Origin of the sequence: Paraeggerthella hongkongensis (assembly GCF_003726035.1) — a bacterium.
GTDB classification, from domain to species: domain Bacteria; phylum Actinomycetota; class Coriobacteriia; order Coriobacteriales; family Eggerthellaceae; genus Paraeggerthella; species Paraeggerthella hongkongensis.
This window is the reverse complement of sequence record NZ_QICD01000036.1, coordinates 1-23,412: the sequence shown is the minus strand read 5'-3', so window position 1 is coordinate 23,412 and position 23,412 is coordinate 1. Positions and strand designations below refer to the sequence as shown.

General features: G+C 60.0%; 17 protein-coding genes and 1 pseudogene. 13 read left to right on the top strand and 5 right to left on the bottom strand.

Annotation, left to right across the window (positions count from 1 at the left end):
• Nucleotides 1-474: 474 nt before the first annotated feature.
• Nucleotides 475-900, bottom strand: coding sequence for a TOBE domain-containing protein (locus DMP08_RS11635; RefSeq protein WP_123193048.1), 426 nt, complete (start codon nucleotides 898-900; stop codon nucleotides 475-477).
• Nucleotides 901-1,271: 371 nt separating this feature from the next.
• On the opposite strand from DMP08_RS11635, the gene DMP08_RS11630 reads away from it, so the two are divergent.
• The 4 genes from DMP08_RS11630 to DMP08_RS11615 all read left to right on the top strand — a co-directional run bounded on the left by DMP08_RS11630 (nucleotide 1,272) and on the right by DMP08_RS11615 (nucleotide 8,352).
• On the top strand, nucleotides 1,272-1,763 hold the full coding sequence (locus DMP08_RS11630; RefSeq protein ID WP_123193047.1) for a DUF3784 domain-containing protein: 492 nt from the start codon (nucleotides 1,272-1,274) through the stop codon (nucleotides 1,761-1,763).
• Nucleotides 1,764-1,925: 162 nt separating this feature from the next.
• The gene (recJ, locus tag DMP08_RS11625; RefSeq protein ID WP_123193046.1) at nucleotides 1,926-5,291 is read left to right on the top strand and encodes a single-stranded-DNA-specific exonuclease RecJ; all 3,366 of its coding nucleotides are present in this window, start codon (nucleotides 1,926-1,928) and stop codon (nucleotides 5,289-5,291) included.
• Nucleotides 5,284-7,674 carry a RelA/SpoT family protein gene (locus tag DMP08_RS11620; RefSeq protein ID WP_123193045.1) on the top strand — a complete coding sequence of 797 codons (2,391 nt, stop codon included), beginning with the start codon at nucleotides 5,284-5,286 and terminating at the stop codon, nucleotides 7,672-7,674. The genes recJ and DMP08_RS11620 overlap by 8 nt, the downstream gene beginning before the upstream one ends.
• A gap of 12 nt (nucleotides 7,675-7,686) precedes the next feature.
• Nucleotides 7,687-8,352, top strand: a complete 666-nt coding sequence (locus tag DMP08_RS11615; RefSeq protein WP_123193044.1) for an MBL fold metallo-hydrolase — start codon at nucleotides 7,687-7,689, stop codon at nucleotides 8,350-8,352.
• A gap of 52 nt (nucleotides 8,353-8,404) precedes the next feature.
• Here the strand turns inward: DMP08_RS11615 and DMP08_RS11610 are convergent, their stop codons facing one another.
• Nucleotides 8,405-9,544: a nitrate/nitrite transporter gene (locus tag DMP08_RS11610; protein WP_123193043.1), complete on the bottom strand. Its 1,140-nt coding sequence runs from the start codon at nucleotides 9,542-9,544 to the stop codon at nucleotides 8,405-8,407.
• 304 nt (nucleotides 9,545-9,848) lie between these two features.
• On the opposite strand from DMP08_RS11610, the gene DMP08_RS11605 reads away from it, so the two are divergent.
• Complete coding sequence (locus tag DMP08_RS11605; protein WP_123193042.1) at nucleotides 9,849-10,901, top strand: inorganic phosphate transporter; 1,053 nt, start codon at nucleotides 9,849-9,851, stop codon at nucleotides 10,899-10,901.
• A 9-nt stretch (nucleotides 10,902-10,910) separates the two neighbouring features.
• Nucleotides 10,911-11,540, top strand: coding sequence for a DUF47 domain-containing protein (locus tag DMP08_RS11600; protein WP_123193041.1), 630 nt, complete (start codon nucleotides 10,911-10,913; stop codon nucleotides 11,538-11,540).
• Nucleotides 11,541-11,910: 370 nt separating this feature from the next.
• On the opposite strand, the gene DMP08_RS11595 is transcribed toward DMP08_RS11600, so the two are convergent.
• Nucleotides 11,911-12,879, bottom strand: a complete 969-nt coding sequence (locus tag DMP08_RS11595; protein WP_123193040.1) for a trimeric intracellular cation channel family protein — start codon at nucleotides 12,877-12,879, stop codon at nucleotides 11,911-11,913.
• Between the two features lie 6 nt (nucleotides 12,880-12,885).
• A complete protein-coding gene (locus DMP08_RS11590; protein WP_123193039.1) occupies nucleotides 12,886-13,887 on the bottom strand; it encodes a zinc dependent phospholipase C family protein in 1,002 nt (333 codons plus the stop codon).
• A 122-nt stretch (nucleotides 13,888-14,009) separates the two neighbouring features.
• On the opposite strand from DMP08_RS11590, the gene DMP08_RS11585 reads away from it, so the two are divergent.
• Together DMP08_RS11585 and DMP08_RS11580 are read left to right on the top strand one after the other, a co-directional pair.
• Nucleotides 14,010-15,233, top strand: a complete 1,224-nt coding sequence (locus DMP08_RS11585) for an MFS transporter (RefSeq protein WP_123193038.1) — start codon at nucleotides 14,010-14,012, stop codon at nucleotides 15,231-15,233.
• 216 nt (nucleotides 15,234-15,449) lie between these two features.
• Nucleotides 15,450-16,613: a helix-turn-helix domain-containing protein gene (locus DMP08_RS11580; protein ID WP_244596970.1), complete on the top strand. Its 1,164-nt coding sequence runs from the start codon at nucleotides 15,450-15,452 to the stop codon at nucleotides 16,611-16,613.
• Between the two features lie 4 nt (nucleotides 16,614-16,617).
• On the opposite strand, the gene DMP08_RS11575 is transcribed toward DMP08_RS11580, so the two are convergent.
• Nucleotides 16,618-18,057: a sodium:solute symporter family protein gene (locus DMP08_RS11575; protein WP_123193036.1), complete on the bottom strand. Its 1,440-nt coding sequence runs from the start codon at nucleotides 18,055-18,057 to the stop codon at nucleotides 16,618-16,620.
• A gap of 244 nt (nucleotides 18,058-18,301) precedes the next feature.
• Between DMP08_RS11575 and argF the strand changes: the two genes are divergently transcribed.
• From argF to DMP08_RS12670, 5 genes and pseudogenes are all read left to right on the top strand, one after another.
• A complete protein-coding gene (argF, locus tag DMP08_RS11570; protein WP_123193035.1) occupies nucleotides 18,302-19,318 on the top strand; it encodes an ornithine carbamoyltransferase in 1,017 nt (338 codons plus the stop codon).
• Nucleotides 19,319-19,453: 135 nt separating this feature from the next.
• Nucleotides 19,454-20,968, top strand: coding sequence for a YfcC family protein (locus DMP08_RS11565; protein WP_123193034.1), 1,515 nt, complete (start codon nucleotides 19,454-19,456; stop codon nucleotides 20,966-20,968).
• Between the two features lie 126 nt (nucleotides 20,969-21,094).
• Nucleotides 21,095-21,952 carry a dimethylarginine dimethylaminohydrolase family protein gene (locus tag DMP08_RS11560; protein WP_123193033.1) on the top strand — a complete coding sequence of 286 codons (858 nt, stop codon included), beginning with the start codon at nucleotides 21,095-21,097 and terminating at the stop codon, nucleotides 21,950-21,952.
• 28 nt (nucleotides 21,953-21,980) lie between these two features.
• Nucleotides 21,981-22,970, top strand: coding sequence for a hydroxyacid dehydrogenase (locus tag DMP08_RS11555; RefSeq protein WP_123193032.1), 990 nt, complete (start codon nucleotides 21,981-21,983; stop codon nucleotides 22,968-22,970).
• Between the two features lie 315 nt (nucleotides 22,971-23,285).
• Nucleotides 23,286-23,412 (top strand): annotated as a pseudogene (locus tag DMP08_RS12670) (carbamate kinase); the annotation flags it as partial.

Genomic DNA, 23,412 nt, shown 5'->3' with positions numbered 1-23,412 from the left:
CCTGACCTTCTCGCGCTCCGTGTACATGCAGCTCCCTCCTCACGGCCCCTTCGGGGCCGTTCGATCGGTCGTGGACCGCCCTCGGGCGGTCCAACTTCTTGCCGCATCCCCGTTTTGCGGCGATTTTCAGCCCTTTCGGGGCGACCTGGCTGCGGGCGTTTTGCAACGTACCAGGTCAGAAGCTTTCTGCTTGCGATTATCCTGATTTGAGGACCAGCAAAACTCGTCCGTTTTGACAGCGGAGGGAGTCGGACGGCGAACGCGCCCGCCGCGCAACGGTTCGTGCGGCCCTCGAGGACGAACGCGCCTATTGCGCAACGGCTTGCAGGGGTTCGGGCAACCCGCAACGACGAGGCGGCCTCCTGCTCCCGTTGTCGCGGGTGCGTGAAAAGAACCGGCGCCTTTTGTGGGCTCCGGCTCCAAAAGAAAGGGCTGTCGACGCCGCTCAAACGCGTCGATCTGATGGGGGAAGGGCTACTCTACGCCCACCATAACGTCAGTGGACTTCACGATGGCGAGCGCCTCTTCGCCTTCCGCCAGCCCCAGTTCTTCAATGGCTTCGTTGGTGATGGAGCCCTTGATGAGGGAACCCTCGGCGGTTTTCAACGCCACTTGGCCGTTGACGGCGCCCTTTTTCACGGATGCGATGGTTCCGGGGATTTGATTGCGGGCGGAAATGCCTGCGATGCGCTTGGTTCCGGCGGCGAACATGACGTTGCTGGCCTTGATGATGGCCGTGGCGCCCATTCCCTCCGCAAGCCCCAGGTCGGCGATGGCCTCCATGGTGATGTCGGCTTTGACCACGGTGGATCCCAAGTTGATGGACACCACGCCGTTGACGGCTCCTTCGGTTATTTCTGCAACGGTGCCTTTAAGCTGGTTGCGAGCGGAAATCTTCATGTGCGATTCCTTTCGTTGGGGCCTCCGGTATGTCGGAGGCCGGTTGGGTATGGCCGCAGTATCGCAGCACCCGACGGTTTCGTGAAGAGGCCGGGCGGAATCGTCTCCCACTTGTATTCTTGGTTGGCTTTTGCGGGCGGTATTCGGGGCGCCTGGACACCGCGATTTCGCTTTCGACCTGCGGTCGGCGCTTGCAGCGGCGGCCCAATCCCGCTCGCGCGGCGCGCGACGGTTCGGGCGGTAGGCAACGACGGGGCGGCCTCTTGTTTCCGCTGTCGTGTGCGTGGTGATCGGTCCGTTCTTGCTTCGCGACAAGATCTCCCCTTACACTTTGATAGAGACCTATATTGCAAGAGCAACAAGAAGCGGGGGTGAAGCGGATGAACGAACTTCTGGTAGGGACGATTCTGGTGCTGCTGATATGCGCTCTGTTTTTGGCGCCGGCCTGGAACTACTGGCACGGGCGGTGGCTGCGGTCGATTGCGGGAAACACCGTGGCCACCGACGAAGAGCTTGCTTCACCTGAGCAGAAGCGATTGGGCAAGCGTATGTCGGCGGTCATGCTGGTGTGCACGGCGTCGCTTTTGCTCCTGCTGGGATCGACGTACGTGCGCGAACTGGGAGGCTTCGACTTCGTAGGCGTTGCGATATTCATGGCTATTGCGGGTATCGTGGGCTCGTGCGCATGGGTGTGTCTTGCTACCTGGCGCGATAATCGCGCGATTCAGAAAAGATCTCAGCAGGATGGTGAACCCTTGAGCGAGGATGCCAAGCTTGATCGACGTGCGGGTATTGTTCTTGCCGTCATCCTGGGTATCTACCTGATTATATCGTTCGTGGTTGCTCCGCTGGCAAAAGGCTGACGCCGTTGCGACGTTTTCGAGATGCGTTCCGGAGACGCGTTCCGGGGCGCGTCGCGTGCGAGGCCGCCTCGCCGCCTGCGCCTTCGGCGGTGACACGCCTTCTCGAATGTGGGACAATGGCAGGCGAACTATTCGAAACTTCGCATGTTAGGTACCAGAATCATGTCTGCCCAGTTCAACATTAAAGCGGCCGACCCCGCATCGGTGGATCGGCTGCAACGGGAACTCGACCTTCCGCGCTTTATCGCGGCGACCCTTGTCGCTCGCGGCATCGAGAGCCCCCAGGACGTCCATCGTTTTCTGGCCCCCTCGCTCGATCGCGATTGGCTCGACCCATACATCATTCCCGGCCTGTCCGACGTGGCCGACGCTCTGGAAGCCGCCGTCAAGCGCGGCGACCATATCCTGGTGTTCGGCGATTTCGACCTGGACGGCATTTCCGCCACCACGGTGCTCACCCGCGGTTTGCGCGCCCTGGGCGCGCAGGCTACGCCGTTCATTCCCCTGCGCTTCGAGGAAGGCTACGCGCTGTCCGAGGCGGCGTTTTTGCGCGCGTGTTCGTTCGGCCCGGACTTCATCGTGACGGTGGACTGCGGCATCGCCTGCAAGGCCGAGGCCGCCATGGTGGTGGAGGCAGGGCTTGGCCTGGCCGTCACCGATCACCACGAGCCGGTTGACCTGGTGCCCGAAGGCGTGCCCGTAGCCGATCCCAAATGCGATCCCACCTGCCCAAGCGCCATTCTTGCCGGCGTGGGCGTGGCCCTCAAGCTGGTGCAGGTGCTGGGCGGTCGCCTGGGGCAGCCGCACCTGTGGCGGGACTACACCGACTTCGCCACCCTGGGAACGGTGGCCGACCTCATGCCCATGCGGGGGGAGAATCGCGCGCTCGTCGCGGACGGCATCGCGCGCATGAACAAGGAGCCGCGCCCCTGCATTGCGGCGCTTCTTGCCACGAGCGGCGCCATCGACAAGCCCGTCAGCGCCACGAACTTGAGCTTCTCGGTCATTCCGCGCCTGAACGCTGCGGGTCGCATGGGCGACGCGCAGTTGGCGCTCGATCTGCTCATGACCGACGACTTCGAAGAGGCCAATCGCTTGGCGGCCGAACTGGAGCACGTGAACGACCAGCGCCGCGCCATCGAGGCGGAGCTTTCCGAGATCGCGAAAGCTCGTGCCGCAGAGGTGTACCAGGGCCAGCGGGCGCTTGTGGTGTCGGGCGAAAGCTGGCACGAAGGCGTGAAGGGGATTGTGGCAAGTCGCCTGGTCAACACGTACGGCGTGCCCAGCCTGCTGTTCACTATCGACGGCGACGAGGCGCGCGGCAGCGGTCGCAGCGTGGGCCAGGTGAACCTGTTCAAGGCCGTGGAAAGCGCGTCCGATTTGCTCACGCGCTTCGGCGGGCATGAGGCCGCCGTGGGCGTGACGCTGCCGGCCGACAAGTTGCCCGAGTTCGAGCAGCGCCTGTGCGCCTACATGAACGAGCTGCCCGAGGGCGCGTTCCATCCGCTTGTGAAGATCGACGCCTGCGTGAGTCTGGACGAGCTGACGCTGGAAAGCGTGGCTCAACTGGACAAACTGGCGCCTTTTGGGCAGGAGCACCCCGTGCCCGTGTACCTGGCACGCGATGTGACGCTGGTGAACGCGCGCGCGGTGGGCGCGGAGAAGAACCACTTCTCCTGCTCGCTCACTGACGGGCGCGCAACGGTGGCCGGCATCATGTTCCACTGCTCGGACATCGAAACGCTCATGCGCACCGACAGCGTGGTGAACGCCGCGTTCGAGGTGCAGATCGACGAATGGCGCGGCCGCAAGTCGGTGAAGGCCATGCTGCAGTCGCTGGCTCCTGCGCGCACGTGCGGCGGCCTGGAAGCGTGCCTCAATCCCGAAAACCTCAGCTTCGTGGCCGATCTGTACGCAACGAGCGATGCAGAGCTGTGCACCAACGTGCAGCATCGTCCCGAGGACGTGGAGGCCTACGAGGCTGCGCTCGAGAAGAACCGTGCGTTTTGGGAGGCCAAGGCCGTCGAGGATCCCGAGGGCTTGGAGCGCGACATCGTGCGCGCCATCATCGGCGACCGCTCGCTGCATGACGCTCAGCGCGACATCCTGGATCACTTGGACGCGGATCGCTCGGTCCTTGGCGTGATGGTGACGGGGCGCGGCAAGTCCCTGACCTTCCAAGTGCATGCCGCCATGCGTGCGCTGGCGAGCCATGAGGTGAGCCTGTTCGTGTATCCCTTGCGCGCGCTTATTGCCGATCAGGCGTTTCATCTGCGCGAAGCGCTGGATGCGTTCGGGGTGCGGGTCATCACGCTGACGGGCGAAAGCACGCCCGAAGAGCGCCGCCAGGCTTTTGCCGGGCTGGGCGACGGCACCTACGACATCGCGCTGACCACGCCCGAGTTCCTGGCGTGGCATGCAGACGAGTTCGCCGCTACGGGTCGCGTTCGCTTCGTGGTGGTGGACGAGGCCCATCACGTGGGCTTGGCGAAAGCCGGGCAGCGCGTTGCTTACGCTACCATTGGCGCCGCCATCGCGAAGCTGGGAAGCCCCGCCCCCACGGTGCTGGCGCTTACCGCCACGGCCGATGACGACGTCACCGCTGCCATCGAGCGCGAGCTGCCCATCGACTCCTGCGTGTTCGACACTGCAGATCGCCCGAACCTGGCGGTGGACGACCGGCGCAACCTGCGCAATCGCGACGACTACCTGGCCAATCTGGTTGCGTCGGGCGAAAAGACGGTCATCTACGTGAACTCGCGCGAGCAGTCCGTGGCCGTCGCGCGCAGCCTGCGCAAGCGCGTGCCCCAGATCGCCCCGCTCATAGGCTTTTACAACGCCGGGCTGTCTCGCAGCGAGCGCAAGCGCATCGAGGAGCTGTTCCGCACCGACGCGCTGAGCGTGCTGGTGGCCACGAGCGCATTCGGCGAGGGCGTGGACATTCCCAATATTCGCCACGTGGTGCTGTATCATCTGCCGTTCAACGAGATAGAGTTCAACCAGATGAGCGGCCGCGCCGGGCGCGACGGGCAGGGCGCGAGCGTTCACCTGTTGTTTGGGCGCAACGACTGCTCCATCAACGAGAGCATTTTGCGCGACATGACCCCCGACCACGATTGCTTGGCGCAGGTGTACCGCAAGCTGCGCAGCTTGCAGCGCGAAAGTTCCGATACGTTCTTCACCTTGGGCAACGCCGATCTGGCTGCCGCTGCCAGCACGGACGTCTTCCCGGTGAGCCCCGCTTCCGCGGCATGCGGCGTGGCGGTGTTTCGCGAATTGGGTCTCATCGAGACCCATACGGCGTTCGGCGCCGACGGGATGGCGCGATCCATTCACGTAAAGGACACGCAGGATAAAGTGGAGTTGACGGACAGCGTTCGCTATCGCGAAGGTTTGGGGGAGCGCGAGATATTTCACGCGTTCCGCGACTGGGCGATGAAGAGCGATTCTGCTAGCCTGCATATACGCGTTTCCCGGCCTATCTTGCCGGGCAAGGCGCTGCATGGAAAGGAGGGCGACGATGACTAAGAACGATCGCGAAGAGCTGCTGGGCGAAGCCCCGAAATCGACGGGCAGGCAGACGGTCGAGGACAATCTGTTGGGCCGTCCGCATGTGGCCGAGAAGTCGTTTGCTCCCGAGGCCAAGCGCGACGGGCAGAAGGCGGAGACTCCCGAGGATCGCTTCATCGAACTTCAACGTTTGACCTCTACGTATCTTTCCGAAGCGGATGAAGCGCTGCTGGCCAAGGCGTTCCGCTTTGCAAGCGATGCGCACGAGGGCCAATGTCGCAAAAGCGGCGAGCCGTTCGTAGCCCATCCCGTGGAAGTGGCCATTATCCTGGCCGATCTGCGCATGGACGTGGAAACGCTCATCGCCGCGCTCCTGCACGACACCGTGGAGGACACGTGCGTGACCGCCGCGCAGGTGGCCGAAGAGTTCAACGACCAGGTGTCGCAGCTGGTCGAGGGCGTTACGAAGATCACGCGCATCGAGGTGGAGAGCCTGTCGGACAAGCAGGCGGCCACCATTCGCAAGATGTTCGTAGCCATGAGCAAAGACATCCGCGTCATCGTCATCAAGCTGGCTGACCGCCTGCACAACATGCGCACGCTGGGCGCGCTGCGCGAGGACCGGCGCATCTTCAAGGCGCGCGAAACCCTGGAGATCTATGCGCCCATCGCGCACCGCCTGGGCATCAACTCCATCAAGTGGGAGCTTGAGGACTTGTCGTTCTACTATCTGGAGCCCAACAAGTTCAAGCAGGTCAGCCGCATGGTCACGGAAAGCCGTGCCGAGCGCGAAGATTACCTGAACCAGATCATCGGCATCTTGCACGACGAGATGGGCAAAGTGAACATCCAGGCGCAGATCATGGGCCGCCCGAAGCACTTGTACTCCATCTACCAGAAGATGACGAAGAAGGGCAAGGGCTTCTCCGAGATCTACGACCTGATCGCCGTGCGCGTCATCGTGAAGTCGGTCAAGGACTGCTATTCGGCTCTGGGCGCGGTGCACACGCTGTGGCATCCTATGCCGGGGCGTTTCAAAGACTACATCGCCATGCCGAAGTTCAACATGTACCAGAGTCTGCATACGACGGTCATCGGTCCTGCCGGCCGACCGCTTGAGGTGCAGATTCGCACCGAGGACATGCATCGGCAGAGCGAATACGGCGTGGCTGCCCACTGGCGCTACAAGGAGAAGGGCGGCAAGGGCGGCGATGCTATCGACCAGCAGCTTGCGTGGTTGCGCCAGATGGTGGACTGGCAGGACGAGTCGCAGGACTCGCGCGAGTTCCTGAAGGACCTCAAGGTTGACCTTGCTCCTACGGAAGTGTTCGTGTTCACGCCGAAGGGCGAGGTCATGAGCTTGCGAGCCGGATCGACGCCGGTCGATTTCGCGTACGCCATCCATACGGAGGTGGGAAACCACTGCGTTGGCGCGAAGGTGAACGGCGCCATCGTGCCGCTAACGTACGAGTTGCAGCTGGGCGACCGCGTGGATATCCTCACGCAGAAGAGCGCAAGCCCTTCGCGCGACTGGCTCAACATCGTGAAGACGCCGAGCGCGCGCAGCAAGATCCGGTCGTACTTCAGCCGGGTGAGCCGCGGGGACGATTTGCAGAACGGCCGCGACAAGCTGACGCGCGAGATGCGCAAGCACGGTCTGGGCATTTCGAGCGCCCAATCCATGCGCGCCATCAAGAGCGTGGCCGATCACATGGGCTACAACGATCCCGACGACATGCTGGTGAACATCGGCACGGGCAAGGAAAGCGCCCAGCACGTGTCGAACCGCCTGCTCAAGATCTTGGTGGACAAGGGCAACGAAGAGGCCGAGACGCTCGGCTTCGGCGCGTCCGACATGTCCACGGGCAAGCTGCCGCCCATGCTGACGTCGGTGAAGCGTCCGAAAAAGCACGAGGCGCACACCAGTAACGGCGTGGTGGTGAAGGGCATCGACGACGTGCTGGTTCGCTTGTCTCGCTGCTGCAACCCGGTGCCCGGCGACGAGATTCTAGGCTTCGTGACGCGTGGGCGCGGCGTGTCGGTGCACCGCGCGGATTGTCCGAACGCAACTGACCTCAAGCAATCGCCGGAGCGCATCATCGACGTGGCGTGGGAGCGCGACCTCCCTAAGAACACGTCGTTCAAGGTGGAGGTGTTCCTTGACGCGCTCGATCGCATGAACCTGCTGCGCGACGTGACCGTGGTGCTGTCCGAAATGGGAGCGAACGTCCTGAACTGCTCCGTCACGGCTCATCGCGATGGCATGGCGGAGATGCGCTTTTTGTTCCAGGTTTCGGACATCAACCATATCGATACCATTTTGAGCAAGCTGCGCGGCATCGAGGGCGTGTTCGACGCTCGCCGCATGGTGCCCAAGCAGGGCAACGGAAAGAAGAAGTAAAGGAGGCCGTCCATGGCTCAGGTGAAGAAGGTCAAGAGCACGTGCGTGTCCGTCGAGTTCGTGACGCTTGGCATGCTGGGCAACAACGTGTACATCATCTCGGACGGAGAGGCTACTATCGTGGTCGATCCCTCCTGCAAGGCCGACGAGATTTTGAAGGCAGTGGGGGACCGCACGGTCGATGCCATCGTTTTGACGCATCGGCATTCCGATCACGTAGGGGCTGCGAAGGAGCTGCGCGAGAAAACCGGCGCGACCGTCATCGCGTCGGCAATCGATGCGCCCGTCATCGAAGGCAAGAAGCAGCTGCCGCGCGACGACATGCGCACGGAGCCGTGTCCGGTCGATCATGTTGTCAGCAACGGAGACATCGTGAAGATCGGCTCCATGCCGTGGAAAGTGCTCGTCACTCCCGGGCATACCGAGGGCAGCATGTGCTTGTTCCTCGATCCTCAGTTCGGTACGAATCCTGCGGGAGATCCGGTGCTGATCTCGGGCGATACGCTGTTCTGCGGATCTATCGGCCGAACGGATTTCCAGGGTGGCGACATGAACGCCATGCGTCGTTCCTTGAAACGCTTGGCCGCGCTTCCCGACGAGACGGTGGTCTTGCCAGGGCACGAGGCTTTGACCAAGATCGGCAACGAGCGCAAGCGCGTGTTCGCCTACTACGCGTAAGGGCGACGTCGGGCGGGGGCGAGACGAAGGGGGTTGATGCCTCCCCTTCCTCTTACCCCCGCCGCCCCATATGCAGCGAGATCGTCAAACAAGCGGCTGCGAACAGGCCGAACGCGACCAGCCCCGGTACATTGCTCCCGAAAGCAGCCACGGAGGCCGACATGGCGAGCGGTGGAAAGAAGCCGCCCAATCCTCCCCACATGGACACGATGCCGTTCGCCGGCCCCGCCTGCTTGGTGAAGTACGTGGGAACCAACTTGAACACGGTTCCGTTTCCTATTCCGCAAGCAATGCTGATCAGGTAGATTCCGGTCAGGTACATCGGCAGCCCCGGCGCCAGCGCCAGCACGGCGGCCCCTGCAGTCAATGTCGCGAACACGCAGGCCAGAAGCTTGTAGCAGTCGAATCGATCGCTCAGCCATCCGCCCAGCACGCGAACCGTTGCTGCGACTACGATGAAGATCGAGGTAGCGGCTCCTGCCGTTACGGCGTCCAGGTGGTAGTGCGATGTGAGGAAGTTCGGCAGATACACGGTCAGCGCCACGAACGCCCCGAAGGTCACGAAGTAGAACAGCGAAAGGAACCAGAGCCGTGCGTCTTTGCCGATCTGGCGAAGCTGCTGCATGACGGGGGTTTTCACACGCGGTTCGCTGCGGTCGCCCAGCGCGAAATTCAGCACGGCGAACGCAACCAACAGCACCAAGTACAGCTTGACGGCCCCTCGCCATCCCAGCGCCAACGCGGCAACGGGCGCAAGCCAGGTGGTCAGCGCCGTTCCCATGTTGCCGAACCCGTACACGCCGTTCACGAATCCGTGTCGATCTTTTGGATAGTACTTCGGAAGAGAGGTGACCCCCACGGAGAACACTGCTCCCGCAATGCCCAAAAACGTGCCGCCTATCAGCAGTTCCTGGTACGTGGTGGCCTCGCTGAGGAACCAGACGGGAAAGAGCAGCACGATGAAGCTGCCCAGAAACACCGCGCGTGCGCCGAAAAGGTTCGCGCAGTAGCCGAACGGCACGCGAAGAACGCTGCCGAGCACGATGGGGATGGCCGTGACCAAGGCCACCATGTCGGGAGGAATGGCGATATCTTGCTTGATGGCCGGCAGCAACGACGAAAGCACAACCCATACCATGAAGCCGACGATGAGGTCGGCGGTCTGCAAGGGCAATTGCAGGCGTTTTTCCATTTCGAGACCCCCTCCCCCGGGGTGTCGCCGTGGCGTTGAATCGACGGGCATCCGAACATAGGAGGGGAAATGGCGCCCCTGCGCCGTCCGGAACTCCTATTGAGTAACTTACTTTATCATGAATGCGGCTCGTCCGAATCGACCCTATTGGCAAAGCGGGTTTTTCCGAATGCCTTTTACGTTTATTTTACCTCTGGAAACGAAATAGGACGTGGAAAGCGGATTAAGACCCTTTCGGTTTGTCAGATTTACGTTAAACTGATGAGTTGCTGAGCCTTTTTACTGGTTTGTTGAAAGGGACCTTGTGACCATAGAGTGGGCTGCATTTGTGGCCGAGCTCGTCTCCAACCCGGTGTTGGTGGCGGTGACCCTGCTCAATATCGGCGTGATCGTCGTCAACGGCGCGACCGACGCTCCCAACGCTATCGCAACCGTGGTATCGACGCGTGCCATGAAGCCGAAGCATGCCATTCTGATGGCGGCTGTCTGCAATTTCCTGGGCCTCTTGGTTATCTCTCTCTTCACCTCCGCAGTTGCCCACACCATATTCAACATGGTGGATTTCGGTGGAGATGCGCATCAGTCCCTCATAGCGCTCATGGCGGCGATGATCGCCATTATCGTATGGGGTGCAACGGCGTGGTATTTCGGGATACCGACCAGTCAGAGCCATTCTTTGATCGCCGGGCTTACGGGTGCGGCCATCGCGTTGCAAGGCAGTTTGGACGCCATCAACGGCGCGGAATGGATGAAGGTCGTCTACGGCATCCTGCTTTCCACGCTTCTGGGCTTTTTTCTCGGCTGGCTCAATTCCAAAATCATCGGCCGCGCGTGCCGCAATCTCGATCGGCATCGAAGCGCCGCCTGCTTTCGCTGGGCGCAAGTGGTGTCGGGGGCCGGCGTGGCGTTCATGCATGGTGCCCAAGATGGCCAGAAGTTCATGAGCATCTTCGTGCTGGCCATCACGCTGGCAACCGGCGTGGGCCAAGCCGATCAAATGGTTCTGCCCATCTGGCTGATGTTCTTCTGCGCGCTCAACATGGGGTTGGGCACCGCCGTAGGCGGCGAGCGCATCATTAAAAGCGTCGGGGTCGACATGGTCAAGCTGGAGCCCTTTCAGGGGTTCGCGGCCAGTTGCGCGACGTTCTTCTGCCTTATGCTCTCCACGTTCGCCGGGCTTCCGGTGTCTACTACCCATACGAATACGACGGCCATCATGGGAGTGGGCGCAGCCAAGCGAAAAAGCGCTGTGAAGTGGGGGATTGCCGTCGACATGGTGAAGACATGGGTGCTGACGTTTCCGGGCTGCGGCTTGCTTGGATTTGCGTTCGCCCACTTGTTCCTGATGTTCTCGTAAGGAGACCCAATGGCCAAGAAACAGAAGTTCGATTACTTTGACGCGTTCGAGAAGCAGACGAAGCTGGCAGTGCAGGAGGCCGACCTGCTCATCGAGGCAATCGAGAAGTTCACGGAAGCCGAGAACCTGCGAGATGCCATGGAGCGTGCGCACGCTCTTGAGCACGAAGGCGACGAGATCAACCACTCGATCTTCAGGACGGTTGCCACCGATTTCATCACGCCCATCGAGCGCGAGGACATCATCGACATGTCCCAGTTCCTGGACAATATCACTGACTACATCGAAGACGTCATCCAGCGCTTCTACATGTACGATGTGCACTTCATGCACCACGACGCGCTCGAGTTCGCCTGTCTGATCAAGAAGAGCTGCGAGGCTTTGGACACGGCCATGGAGGATTTCCGCAACTTCAAGAAGTCCAAGAAGTTCAAGCAGCTGATCGTGGACGTCAATACCTACGAGGAAGAGGCCGACCAGCTGTATTTGACGGTCATCCGCAAGCTGCATACGCATGATCGCGAAAACCCGATGCGCGTGCTGGTGTGGTCGCAGATCTTCGATCGCATGGAACGCTGCTGCGATGCGTGCGAGCATGTTGCCGACACTATGAACACCGTGCTGCTGAAAAACGTGTAGCGCAGCCGTTCTCCAACGATTCGAGCTTGCTGGATGCGCGGCTGCAGCCTGCGAGACGACGGTCTGGACGCCGGCCCATGGTCATGACCCAGCGAGGGCTCCCGGAATATGACGCGGAGCCCTCGTTTCTGCTGAAAAATTGCGTTTGCGAACGATTTTGAAAGCCTTGTATTATAGTAGTAAAATAGTCAGTAAATATTATCCCAGGTCATGGAGTCGCTGTTCCGACTATTCTTGAAAAAGATCATTCGCAAACGCAATTTTTCAGCAGAAACGAGGAAGTCTGCGCGAAATCGCCGGAGCGCGACCGCGCTCTAGTTGGTTCGGGCGGGGGGAGGCCGACCGTTTCGTCGCTGCGAGGCCCCGGCGTTTAGCTGCGCGGCTCGAAGGGGTCGCGCTCGTCTTCGTCGTTCGACCCGCCGGTGCTGTCGATGAAGCGGCGCAGCTCTTCCCGGTTGACGATAATGCGATCGCTGGGGTCGCTGGCCTGCTCGACCGCTTTGAGCGGCGCGGTAACGTCGCTTGCACCCGCTTTGCCAAGGCCGCCGGCTGCAGGGGGCAACGGCGACGTGCTGCCCGGCGCTCGCCAGAGGCGACGCAGCTTGTCGTAGGCCGTCTTACGCTCGCGCTCGCGTTCGATCTTTCCCTTGGGCGGGCGCACGCGGCGGGCAACCGACTTCACGGGACGAGCCACGGCGCTTGCCACTACGTCCGAGTAATCGCGCGGCTCTTGCGTGCGCCACCCGAAGAACAGCGACGCGTATCGAAGTCCCAGCACAATGGCCACGCAGATGAGCTCCGCGTAGTGATCCAAGATGTGGTTCTGGTGCAGCACGGCGTACACGATGCTGCCCACCAGCGCCGCGCTGCCGTACAGGGCTCCTGCCTGGAACGCTTCCGGTTCCCGATTCATGCAAATGTCGCGTAAGATGCCGCCTCCCACAGCGGTGATGGTGCCCAAGATGATGGCGGGCACGATGTCGAGCCCGGCCGACGTGGCTTTCCCCACGCTGATGACGACCCACAAGGCTACGGACAGGTTGTCCAGAAGATCCACTACGGGGTCCAAGTACGTAGCCAGCTTGCCGAAGTAGAACACCACCACGCCCGCAACGGCGCAGGCTATGATAAGCGTAGGTTTCTGAAATGCGTAAATACCGTAGTTCTGAAGCAGCACGTCGCGCATGATGCCGCCGGCAAGACCGGTGATGATGGCGATGCACACCACGCCGAATATATCGTAGCGCGCCCGTACGGCGCTCATGGCGCCAGACAGCCCGCCGGTCAACGATGCGGCAAGCTCGAGCCAGAAGGGGATGGCAAGGACTACTTCCAGCATGGGCGCTTACGCGTCCGCAAACGAAGTGGAAGGAGCTGTATTTTTCGCGCTGTCTTCGACGGAGACGAGTACCGCTACCGTCGGCTCGCCCGAAAAGTCCAGGTTGTCGGTCAGGGTGCGAGCATCTTCCAGGTTGAAGTTTTCCCGGTCGTACGCAGAGATGTTCCCGTATGCTTTTTCGAGCGCTTCGTTGTACAGATCCCAGAAGCCGACCGTGCGCACCTCTCCCGTGAAGGGGTTCTCCCAAGGGCGGTGCTGCCGGTTGTCGAACGGGCTTTCTGTCAGTTCGATTGGACGATGGCTCATAGACTGGAAGAACGAGTGCGGGCGCAAAATCCGCTCCAGGCGTCCCGCCACGGCGCGCTTGGTTCCGGTGGGGGAGTAGAATACGCGCTGGACCAGGCGAAAGTTCTTGACGGCTCGCTCGAACAGATCGGCGGGGACTATCGCGCCGTACACGGTGAGAGCGGCGTAGGCGAACATCTTAGAGATTACGTTCAGTGCGAAGTCGCTTGCTTTGAGGATTTCCTCTGAGGGATTGAACGCGGCAACGCTAACCCCGCGTTTCTTGAACAAGACCAGCTCGTCCAGCTCGCTTTCGATGACGCCGTGAACCTCGGAGCCGTCTTCGCGCGACAGGCCGGGTTCGCCGGCGTCGCACAGGCGGTACTCGTGGAAGAACACGAACGGGTGCATGGTGGAATCCAGGGTGTAATGGCACAGAAATCCCAGCGCGTACGCGCGGCCCACGGGCAGCTCGGCGCTGTTGAGGATCGAGAGCGAGTCTTTGAACGCTTTGAGCAGCTCGGCGGGCTTTTCGCTGTGCATGGTGTTGCCCAGGCGATTGTGCGACCTCAGGCCGGGGCTGATAACAGTGTAGAACAGCGGGTCGGGACCTTGGTTGCCCAGGAGGAACGCGTCCGCTTCGTCGCGCGAGCCGCCGATAAGAGTAAACAGACGGTCGTACACGTCTCGTCCGAAAAAGTCATGCGTGATGATAGCCGGCATAGCGTGAACTCCGTTTCTGACCTTGATTTTACCGATGGCGCTACGCGCTATCATATACAATGTGCGGGTACTTGTTAACCGTCGGTTTCCCACTTGTGGAAAACCTTACAAAGGGGCGTGGAATGTTCGGCAAGCTGACCAAGCAGGAGAGAAGCTGGATCCTCTATGACGTGGGGAATTCCGCGTTCATCATGTTGTCGACCGCCCTTATCCCCGTGTATTTCGCCACGCTTGCCGAGCCTGGTTCCTCGGTGGTCGTGGCGTGGGGCTATGCGGAAACCGTGGCGGCGTTGTTGCTGGCGTTGCTCATGCCCATTTTGGGCAGCTTGGCCGACCTCAAAGGCAACAAGAAGAAGTTCTTCATCGGCTTCGTGGGCACGGGCGCCGTGGCGTGCGCGGCGTTGGGCATACCCACCGAAGCGTTGCCGTTTTTGATCGTGTACGTGGTGGCTTCCATCATGGTGAACGGCTCGATGGTGTTCTACGACGCGTTTTTGGTCGACGCGACTACGGACGAGCGGTACGACGAGGTGTCGTCGCAGGGCTATGCTTGGGGCTACATCGGTTCCTGCATTCCATTCATCGCGTGCTTGGCGGTGGTGCTGGGCGGGCCGTCTGTCGGCATCGATATGATGACGGGCATGAAGATCGCCTTCGTTATCACGGCGGCTTGGTGGGTTGCGTTCAGCATTCCCCTCATTCGCGATGTGCATCAGACGCACTACAAGGAGCGCGCCGCGCGTTTGTTCCGCGATACGTTCGCGGGGTTGTGGAAAACGCTCAAGAACATCGCCCGCGATCGGCGCTTGCGCTATTTTATGCTGGCGTTCTTCTGCTACATCGACGGCGTGCATACCATTATCAAAATGTCGACCAGCTACGGAACCGATCTGGGCATCGACTCCACCCAGCTGGTATTGGCGTTGCTGCTGACGCAGTTCGTGGCGTTTCCCTCGGCCATCGCCTATGGCCGCCTGTCCACCAGGTTCGGCACGAAGCGCATGCTCCTGGTGGCGGTGTTCGCGTACTTCTGCATCACGTTGTTCGCAGCGTTCTTTTTGCGGGAGGCTTTGGAGTTCTGGATACTTGCCGTGTGCGTGGGCTTGTTCCAAGGGGGCATCCAGGCGCTGTCCCGATCCGAGTTCGGCAAGCTCATTCCGAAGGAGCACGCGAACGAGTACTATGGCTTTTTCGACATCTTCGGCAAGTACGCTGCGGTCATGGGCACGCTGCTGGTGAGCGTGTTTACGCAGATCACCGGCAACTCTTCGGTGGGCGTCCTGTCCATTGCGGTGCTGTTCATCGTTGGCTTCGTTCTTTTGTGGAGGATGCCGAAAGAGGGGTAGGGGCAAAACGAAGAAGGAGCGGTCGGCCTGTTCGGCCCTCCTTTGCTTGCCGTGCGGCCAAGCCGCCGTGTGCAGGGAGCTTTCGTTTGCTTGCCGGATGCGACGCGCGCTTCCCGTCAAACTTGCGTTGTTGTCGAACCTTGTTCCCCGTGATGGGGTATCATGCGGGCCATAGCATCTTCTTGGCGGTCACTTCTTAGGGTGAGGTGAAGGATTTTGGTTACCGTTGCAGACATCGTTGCGTTGCCGGCGTTCAAAAGCGTGGAGCTGATTGCGCCGTGCGAAGGATCTTGGCAGCGAGAGGTTCGCAACGTGGGCATTCTGGACTGTCCTCCTGACTACAACGACTACAAAGTGTACGTTCCAGGCGAGCTTATCCTGACGAACCTTGGGTTTGCGTACGGCAATCCCGAGCTTGCGGAGAAGTCGCTTTTGGCCATGCTGCGCAGGGACGTGGCCGCTATCGCGATCAAGACGGTGTACGATCCGCCCATCAGCGACGCCGTGCGCAAGGAAAGCGCCGAGCGCGGCGTTCCCGTCTATGTATACGATGGGGCCTACCATGAAACCGTAGCGTATCAGTCGCTTGATCTCATTCGGCGAGATCAAGCGGAGCTGGACAAGGGAAACGCTCTGGACGAGCTGTTGGCCGCCCATGACGACGATCGCGTCCGCACAAGGTTGAGCGCGATCGTCGGCACAACCGGCTCGATGCTTCAGTGCTTTGCGTTTGCGTTGCGCACGGGCGACACTTGCTCGTTTTACGCCATGCTCGACTCGGTGTCTTCGTCGCTGGATGCGGTGAAGGCGGAGTGCTTCGCGGTGGAATTCGTGGGGGCGTGCCGCTATCATGGCCATATCCTTGCGTTCGTGGCGTATGGCTTTGTGGGCGACGAAGAGCGGGCGACTGCCGAGAAGCGCTGCCTCTCGGTGCTCGGGTTGGAAGAGGGCCTGCATGTTGGCGTAGGCGAAACGGTGCATTTGGGCGACGGGGACGTGGGCATTCGCCAAGCGCTTGCCGCTGCGGACAACGCTCGTCGCTGCGGTCGGCACCTGGTTCGCTGGTCGGAGCTGCACGTTGCGGCGTTTGCGCACGCCGTACGCTACGATCGCCTGTTTATGAGCGCAAGCAAACTGTACCGCACCATGCTTTCCGCCTACGACGAGAAGCACGGAACCGAGCTTGTCCGCACGGCTGAAGCGTTGGTGATGCGGCAGGGAGACGTCAAGGCGGTAGCGGAGGAGTTGCATCAGCATCCCAACACCGTACGGTATCGCATGCGGAAAATGAAAGCGGTGCTGGGGATTTCTTGCGAGGACGACAAATCGTTCGTCGGCTTGCTCGATCTGGTGTTTCTTCCCGAAAGAGATGTTGTTTGACCGCTCATTCGCCTTGTTCGGCGTTGCCGGTGGAACCTCCAAGAGAGCTTCCGTGCAAGGGCGAGGGGATTTTCTTCTTGCTCACGATGTTGACGATCGTGTAAGCAGCCAGGCCTGACGCCATTCCTGCGACGATGGGAAGCGAGCTTGCCGTTCCTAGCGCCAGGAAGCTTACGGTAACGGCAACCGAGCTTGCTCCCAATGCGTACAGGCCCGCTTTCGGGCTGAAGCGCTTCAATACGAAGCTGGCTACCAAGGGCACGAACACGCATCCCGACAGGTATCCGTAGCAGATGTCGATCCCAACAAGAACGTCGTTGATCCATAGGGAGCACGCCATCACCACCATGCCTATGACAAGGGCCGACAGGCGCGTTGCCGTAACTTCTTTCAGGCGATGGGGCTGGCTTTTGCAAAAGCGCGCGTACAGGTCGTTGTACAGGATGGTGGACGAGGCGAGGATCGTGCCGCTGGAAACCGACATTGTGGCGGCCATGGCAGCTGCCAAAACAAGCCCGCGAACCCCCACGGGCAAAAACGTGGAAATACCGGTCACGAATGCGTTTTGCGGATTGTCCAGATGAGGCAGGAGCACCGCTACGCTCATGCCGATGATCACCGTGGCGAACGCGTACAGGATGCTGTAAAGGCCGGCTCCGATGGTGCCTCGCTTCGATACGGTTTCGTTTTTCGCGGTGAATATGCGCTGCCAGATATCTTGGCCGATGATAAGTCCGGGCACGTAGAGCACGATATAGGAAAAGCTCTTGTCAAACCCCATGCTTCCCACCGATAGGTACGTTTCGGGCACCTTGCTCATGAGGGCATCCCAGCCCCCGGCAGCCGAGATGCAGAAAAGGGGCGCAAGGATGAGGATGCCGACGGTCTTTACCGCGAATTGCACGATGTCGGTCATGGTGACCGACCACATGCCTCCCACGAATGTGTACAGAATCACGATGCCGCCGCCAAGCACCATCGACAGTCGGGGGTCCAGGCCGATGGTTCCGTTGATGATGGTGCCGATGGATATGACTTGGACTACGCTGAGCGTAAGCGTGTATATGAGAGTGAGAACGGAGCTGAATACACGAGCGGTGGGGCCGTAGCTGCTTTCCACTACCTCGTTCACGCTGAGTGCGCGGAGTTTCGACAGCTTGGTGGTCACAAGAAAGCCTGCAGCGATCAGGCCGAGCCCGATGCTCAGGTTGAGCCAGATGCCGCCGAATCCGAACTGATACCCCAGTTGAGCGCTGCCGATTGTGGATCCTCCTCCCAGCGTGAGCGCCGCCATGCAGCCGAAAAACAGGGGAAACGACAGCCGTCTGCCTGCAACCAGGTAATCTTCCTGGGTTTTCGCGAATCGTGCAGCTATGAAGCCGATGGCTACGATGACAACGAAGTACAGCGCGATGATGACGTAGTCGATGAACGAAAGAGCCATGTGCGACCTCCGCTTCCCTGGAAGAACCCGCTTTGCGTCTCATCCTAGATTCTTGCTGTTCGGAATTATTTGTTCAGGAGAACAAAGCGACTGGTGCGAGTTTTGTTCTCCTGTCCAGGGGGACGCTGTCTGGGAGCTTCGTATGATGCATGCAGTACCTGGCCTGCCAGGAGGGGTCGTGCCGATCGGGTGCGACGTCCGTCGGGGATTGGGACGCAGAGGCATCCATCGAAAGGAGCACTACATGACTGAGTCGGTATTCCAAGGACGCAGCCTCCTCTCCACGAGGGACTACACGAAAGACGAGCTGATGTACCTCATCGGGTTCGCCGAGCATCTCAAGGACCTGAAGCAGCGCAACGTGGTTCATCGCTACCTGGCGGGCAAGAACATCGCGCTTTTGTTCGAGAAAACGTCCACGCGCACCCGCGCTGCGTTCACCACTGCGTGTATCGACTTGGGCGCGCATCCCGAGTACTTGGGCAAGAACGACATCCAGCTTGGCAAAAAGGAGACGGTGCGCGACACCGCGCTGGTGCTGGGCGGCATGTTCGACGGCATTGAATTCCGCGGATTCGCGCAGGAGCACGTCGAGGACCTTGCAAAGCACAGTGGCGTGCCGGTATGGAACGGCCTTACCGACAAGGAGCATCCCACGCAGATGCTGGCCGACTTCATGACCATGAAGGAAAACTTCGGCAAGCTGGAGGGGTTGACGTTGGCCTACTGCGGCCAGGGTCGCAACAACGTGCAGAATTCCCTTATGATCACCAGCGCTATCCTGGGCGTGAACTACTACAACGCCACTCCGTCCGAGCTTGAGCCCGATCCGGCCATCGTGGAGCTTGCCCGGGCCTTCGCCGCCGAAAGCGGGGCCACCATCACCGTGACGAACGATCCGGTGGAGGCTGTGGAGGGGGCGGACGCCATCTACACGAACGTATGGGCGGCCATGGGCGAGGAGTCCCAGTTCGCCGAGCGCGTAAAGCTCATGTCTCCCTACCAAGTGAACGCCAGCCTGCTGTCGCACGTGAAGAACCCGAACTACATCTTCCTGCATTGCCTGCCAGCCTTCCATAACGCCGAGACCGAATACGCCGCCGACATAGCCGAGCGTTTTGGCGTGAAGGAGATGGAAGTTACCGACGAGGTGTTCTATTCCGATCATGGCCGTCAATTCCAGCAAGCCGAGAACCGTATGCACACCATCAAGGCCATCATGGCGGCCACCCTGGGCGACCTGTACATTCCCCGCGTCTAAGTCGTTTTTCCGGCGTGCCGCGCGGTTCTGTTCGGATCCGCGCGGCGGGTGCGGCCTGCAGAGCGCCCGCCGGGCGCGCCTTCGGACGGTTGCGCCTTGATGCGCCGGAAGCGCCGCAAGGAGAGGAGAGCTTCCATGTCGGACAAAGAGCCCAAAAAGGGCAAGAAGAAATTTAAGATGCCGAACACGTACGTTATCTTGTTCGGGGTCATTTGCTTCATCGCCGTGCTCAGCTGGTTCGTGCCGGGCGGTGCGTACGAACTGAACGCTAACGGCGATGCCATATCAGGGACGTATCACATCGTCGAGTCCAATCCGCAGGGGCTGTGGGATGTGCTCATGGCTCCCATTACGGGCATGCTGGGGTCGGACACCATGAGCGGCGCCATTGCCATCTCTCTTACCATCTTGCTGTTCGGCAGCTTTCTTGAAATGATGGAAGAGACCGGTGCGGTAAAAACGGCTCTCAAACGCATCACGGTAAAGAACCAGAACAACATGCACCTGCTTATTGCCATACTCGTATGCCTCATGTCGTTTCTTGGCACGTTGGAGGGCGCTTACGAAGAGGGCATCGTGTACTTCCTTATGTTCGTGCCCGTCATTTTGGCGCTGGGCCTCGATACCGTAGTGGCTATCATGATCGTGGTTCTGGGCACGCAGGCAGGCTGCCTGGCTTCAACGGTGAACCCGTTCGCCACGGGCATTGCGTCGGGCATTGCGGGCATCTCGGCTGGCGACGGCATGGGCATGCGCGTGTTGATGCTGGTGGTGTTTACCGCCCTTGTCATACTCATTATCAACCGCTACGCCGACAAGGTGAAAGCGCATCCTGAGAAGTCGGTCCAGTTCTTCCGTCGCAAGCAGGATCTTATTGACTTCCCGGTTTCCGAGCATGAGAACCTGGAGCTTTCGGGTCGGCAAAAGGGCGTCTTGGTTATCTTCGTTCTTACGTTCGCCATCATGGTGGTTGGCTGCGTGCCGTGGACGTCCATCAATCCGGACTGGACGTTCTTCGAGCAGTTCGTCGCGTGGATCGGCGTCACGCCGGTGCTTCGCGAAGTTCTGGGAGGCGACATCACGCCGTTTGGGTCGTGGTATTTTCCCGAGATTGCCATGCTCGTGATGGTGATGACGCTGCTTGCGGGCCTCGTCATGCGCTACAAGGCCGACAAGATCATCGACACGCTCATCAAGGGTGCCGCAGGATTGGTGTCCACCGCTTTCGTGGTGCCGTTGGCTCGCGGTATCCAGGTGATTATGGACGGCGGGCAAATCACGCCCACTATCCTGCACCTGTGCGAGAACACCTTGTCGTCGCTGCCTCCCGTCGCGTTCGTGATCGTGGCGTTGGTCTGCTACTTCCTTATCGCGTGCTTGATTCCTTCGTCAACGGGTTTGGCGGCGGCGACCATGGGCATCATGGCGGCGCTTTCGCAGTTCGCCGGCGTGGACGTGGCCATCATGGTGACCATCTACTGCATGGCGCTTGGTTTGGCCAAGATGATCTCGCCCACCTCTATTGTGGTGATGACCTGCACTTCGGCAGCGCACATGAGCTACGGCGACTGGGTGAAGAAAGCTGCTCCTATCGTAGGGTTTTTGTTCCTGGTGTGCTGCGTGTTCCTTACGGTGGCCGTGATGCTGTGATCATCCGCGCTGTTCGGGGCGTTTGCGCCCTGGCTTTCAGGTACATGAGTAACGCGACCACGGCGTCAGATGTGGTGGGTGCCACGCCCGAAAACAGTGGCAGAAAGAATACACGAGGGGCCTCTCATGGCTGAAGAAAAGGTATACGTATCGAACGCGACGAACCCTCTGAAGAAAGTGATGATGTGCTCGCCGCGCTACTACCAGTTCAACGGCATCAACGTGATCACTGCCGAGTGGATGAAGAAGGGCGACCAGGAAAAGAACGACGTCATGGTGGCCGAGTGGCAGAGGCTTGTGGACGCCTACAGGGACAACGGCATCGAGGTTGTGGAAGTGGAGGCGCGCCCCGAGTTCGAGGTGATGACGTTTGCGCGCGATTACGGCTGCATGATCAAGGAAGGCGCGGTGATCGGCCACTTCCGTCACCCGGTTCGTCAGGTCGAGGCCGTGGCGTACGAAGAGAAGCTCAAGGAGCTGGGCGTTCCTATTGTGGCGCGCGTGAACGCAGGCTGCATGGAGGGCGGCGACTTCTGGATGATCGACGAGCACACGCTGGTGTGGGGCCAGGTTGATCGTACCGACCAAGCCGGTGTTGACAACCTGCGCGACCAACTGCAGAAGTTCGGCTACACCGTGGTGGGCGTGCCGTGCCCTCCCGACAACCTGCACCTCGACATGATCTTCAACATCGTGGCTCCGCAGGTGGCGCTGGCCTGCATCGACCAGCTTCCCTACAACTTCCTGCAAATGTTGAAGCGCCGCAACTTCGAGCTGATTCCCGTAGCCAGCGAGGATATGTACAAGCATGGCTGCAACGTGCAGTGCATCGGCAACGGCAAGGTTGTTGCCATCGAGAAGAACAAGCACATCAACGACAAGATGCGCGCGTTGGGTCTGGACGTGATCGATGTGCCGTTGGATCAGATTCTGCATGCGGGCGGCGGCCCCCATTGCCTGACGCAGCCTATCGAGCGTCCGTAATGACGTCGTTCGGGAAGGCGGAGCATTTATGAAGGTTCTGATTTGCGACCATCCAGACTGCATGATGCCTGATCATGCGTTGGAAATTGAAACGCTGAAGGCAGGTCTTGGTTCTGATGCGAATGTTGAGGTGTATGAGTACGAAGACAACAAGCGCGGTGAATTCTATGAGCATCTAGCGGATGCTGATGCGCTGCTCACGGCATTCGTTTCCGTGGACGCCGAAGCTATGGACCATGCTTCTCGGCTCAAGGTGATATCGTTGAATTCGACGGGGTTCGACCAGGTTGATTTGGACGAGGCAACCAAACGTGGTATCGGAGTGTGTCCTGTGGGCGAGTATTGCACTTGGGACGTTGCGGAGAGCGCCATCGCGTACATGAGCGCCCTCAACAAGCACTTTAAGTTCTACCAAAGGGAAATCGACGAGCGTCACAAATGGGATTATGCGGCAGCGCCTCAGTGGCCTCGCCTTGAAGATCAGGTGCTTGGCATTGTTGGGTTTGGAAAAATAGGAAAATGCACGGCTGAGAAAGCATCGGGTCTGGTGAAGAAGGTAATCGCATGTGATCCTTATGTGTCGGACGCGGATTTCGCCGAGCTTGGGGTGGCACGGGTCAGCAAGGATGAATTGCTTGCGGAATCCGACATTATCGTAAATCACATGTGCTTGACCGATGACAACGAGCGCTATTTCGACGCTGCGGCGTTTGCCCGCATGGCTCGCAAGCCTTTGTTCATCAACCTTGGTCGTGGTTTGTGCGTGGACGAAGACGCTCTTGTCGAGGCTCTCGATGAAGGGCGGGTGCGCGCGTTCGGTGCCGACGTTCTGCATGACGAAACGCCCGATTTGGCATCCAGCAAGCTGGTTGGTCGAGACAACGTTATCATCACGCCGCATTCTGCATTCTATTCCACCACAGCTATTGAAGATCTTGAGCGTTTGAGCTGCGAGAACATTGTTCACTTTCTCAGAGGGGAAAAAGAGAAGGTTTTCAAGCTAGTCAATCAAGTGTAGTCGGTTTCTGATTTCCCGGATGCGATCGAGAACGGAGATCCGATCGCATCCGGATGGGTCTGCCGAGGGAGATATGTGCATGCGTCGAATCGAATGCCGAAAGAGGGGTAGTCCCCGGGATGTTCCGACGCAAACCAGCGTTTCATCTGCGGGGTTTACTATGGTTTACGGATGGGTGCGCTTGGTTTGCCCCTCTTGCTTCTGCGCGGTAAACCCTTTTATGCCTTTTCATCGAGCGCCGTGATTCGTATGCTGTCGACACCGGGCTTTTCCGGTTGTCGGCCTGTTTGCATTATCGAAAGAAAGAGAGAAGCTATGCCTTATCAGAAGGGTGACGGCAAGTCCGTTGTCATCGCGCTGGGCGGCAACGCCCTGGGCAACACGCCCCAGGAGCAGCTGGCGCTGGTCAAGGACACCGCCAAGAACATCGTCGACATGGTCG

Coding starts and splice junctions, on each gene's coding strand:
- DMP08_RS11635 (WP_123193048.1), bottom strand. CDS start 900: ATGAAGATTTCCGCTCGCAACCAGCTTAAAGGCACCGTTGCAGAAATA.
- recJ (WP_123193046.1), top strand. CDS start 1,926: ATGTCTGCCCAGTTCAACATTAAAGCGGCCGACCCCGCATCGGTGGAT.
- DMP08_RS11620 (WP_123193045.1), top strand. CDS start 5,284: ATGACTAAGAACGATCGCGAAGAGCTGCTGGGCGAAGCCCCGAAATCG.
- DMP08_RS11615 (WP_123193044.1), top strand. CDS start 7,687: ATGGCTCAGGTGAAGAAGGTCAAGAGCACGTGCGTGTCCGTCGAGTTC.
- DMP08_RS11610 (WP_123193043.1), bottom strand. CDS start 9,544: ATGGAAAAACGCCTGCAATTGCCCTTGCAGACCGCCGACCTCATCGTC.
- DMP08_RS11600 (WP_123193041.1), top strand. CDS start 10,911: ATGGCCAAGAAACAGAAGTTCGATTACTTTGACGCGTTCGAGAAGCAG.
- DMP08_RS11595 (WP_123193040.1), bottom strand. CDS start 12,879: ATGCTGGAAGTAGTCCTTGCCATCCCCTTCTGGCTCGAGCTTGCCGCA.
- DMP08_RS11590 (WP_123193039.1), bottom strand. CDS start 13,887: ATGCCGGCTATCATCACGCATGACTTTTTCGGACGAGACGTGTACGAC.
- DMP08_RS11585 (WP_123193038.1), top strand. CDS start 14,010: ATGTTCGGCAAGCTGACCAAGCAGGAGAGAAGCTGGATCCTCTATGAC.
- DMP08_RS11575 (WP_123193036.1), bottom strand. CDS start 18,057: ATGGCTCTTTCGTTCATCGACTACGTCATCATCGCGCTGTACTTCGTT.
- argF (WP_123193035.1), top strand. CDS start 18,302: ATGACTGAGTCGGTATTCCAAGGACGCAGCCTCCTCTCCACGAGGGAC.
- DMP08_RS11565 (WP_123193034.1), top strand. CDS start 19,454: ATGTCGGACAAAGAGCCCAAAAAGGGCAAGAAGAAATTTAAGATGCCG.
- DMP08_RS11560 (WP_123193033.1), top strand. CDS start 21,095: ATGGCTGAAGAAAAGGTATACGTATCGAACGCGACGAACCCTCTGAAG.
- DMP08_RS11555 (WP_123193032.1), top strand. CDS start 21,981: ATGAAGGTTCTGATTTGCGACCATCCAGACTGCATGATGCCTGATCAT.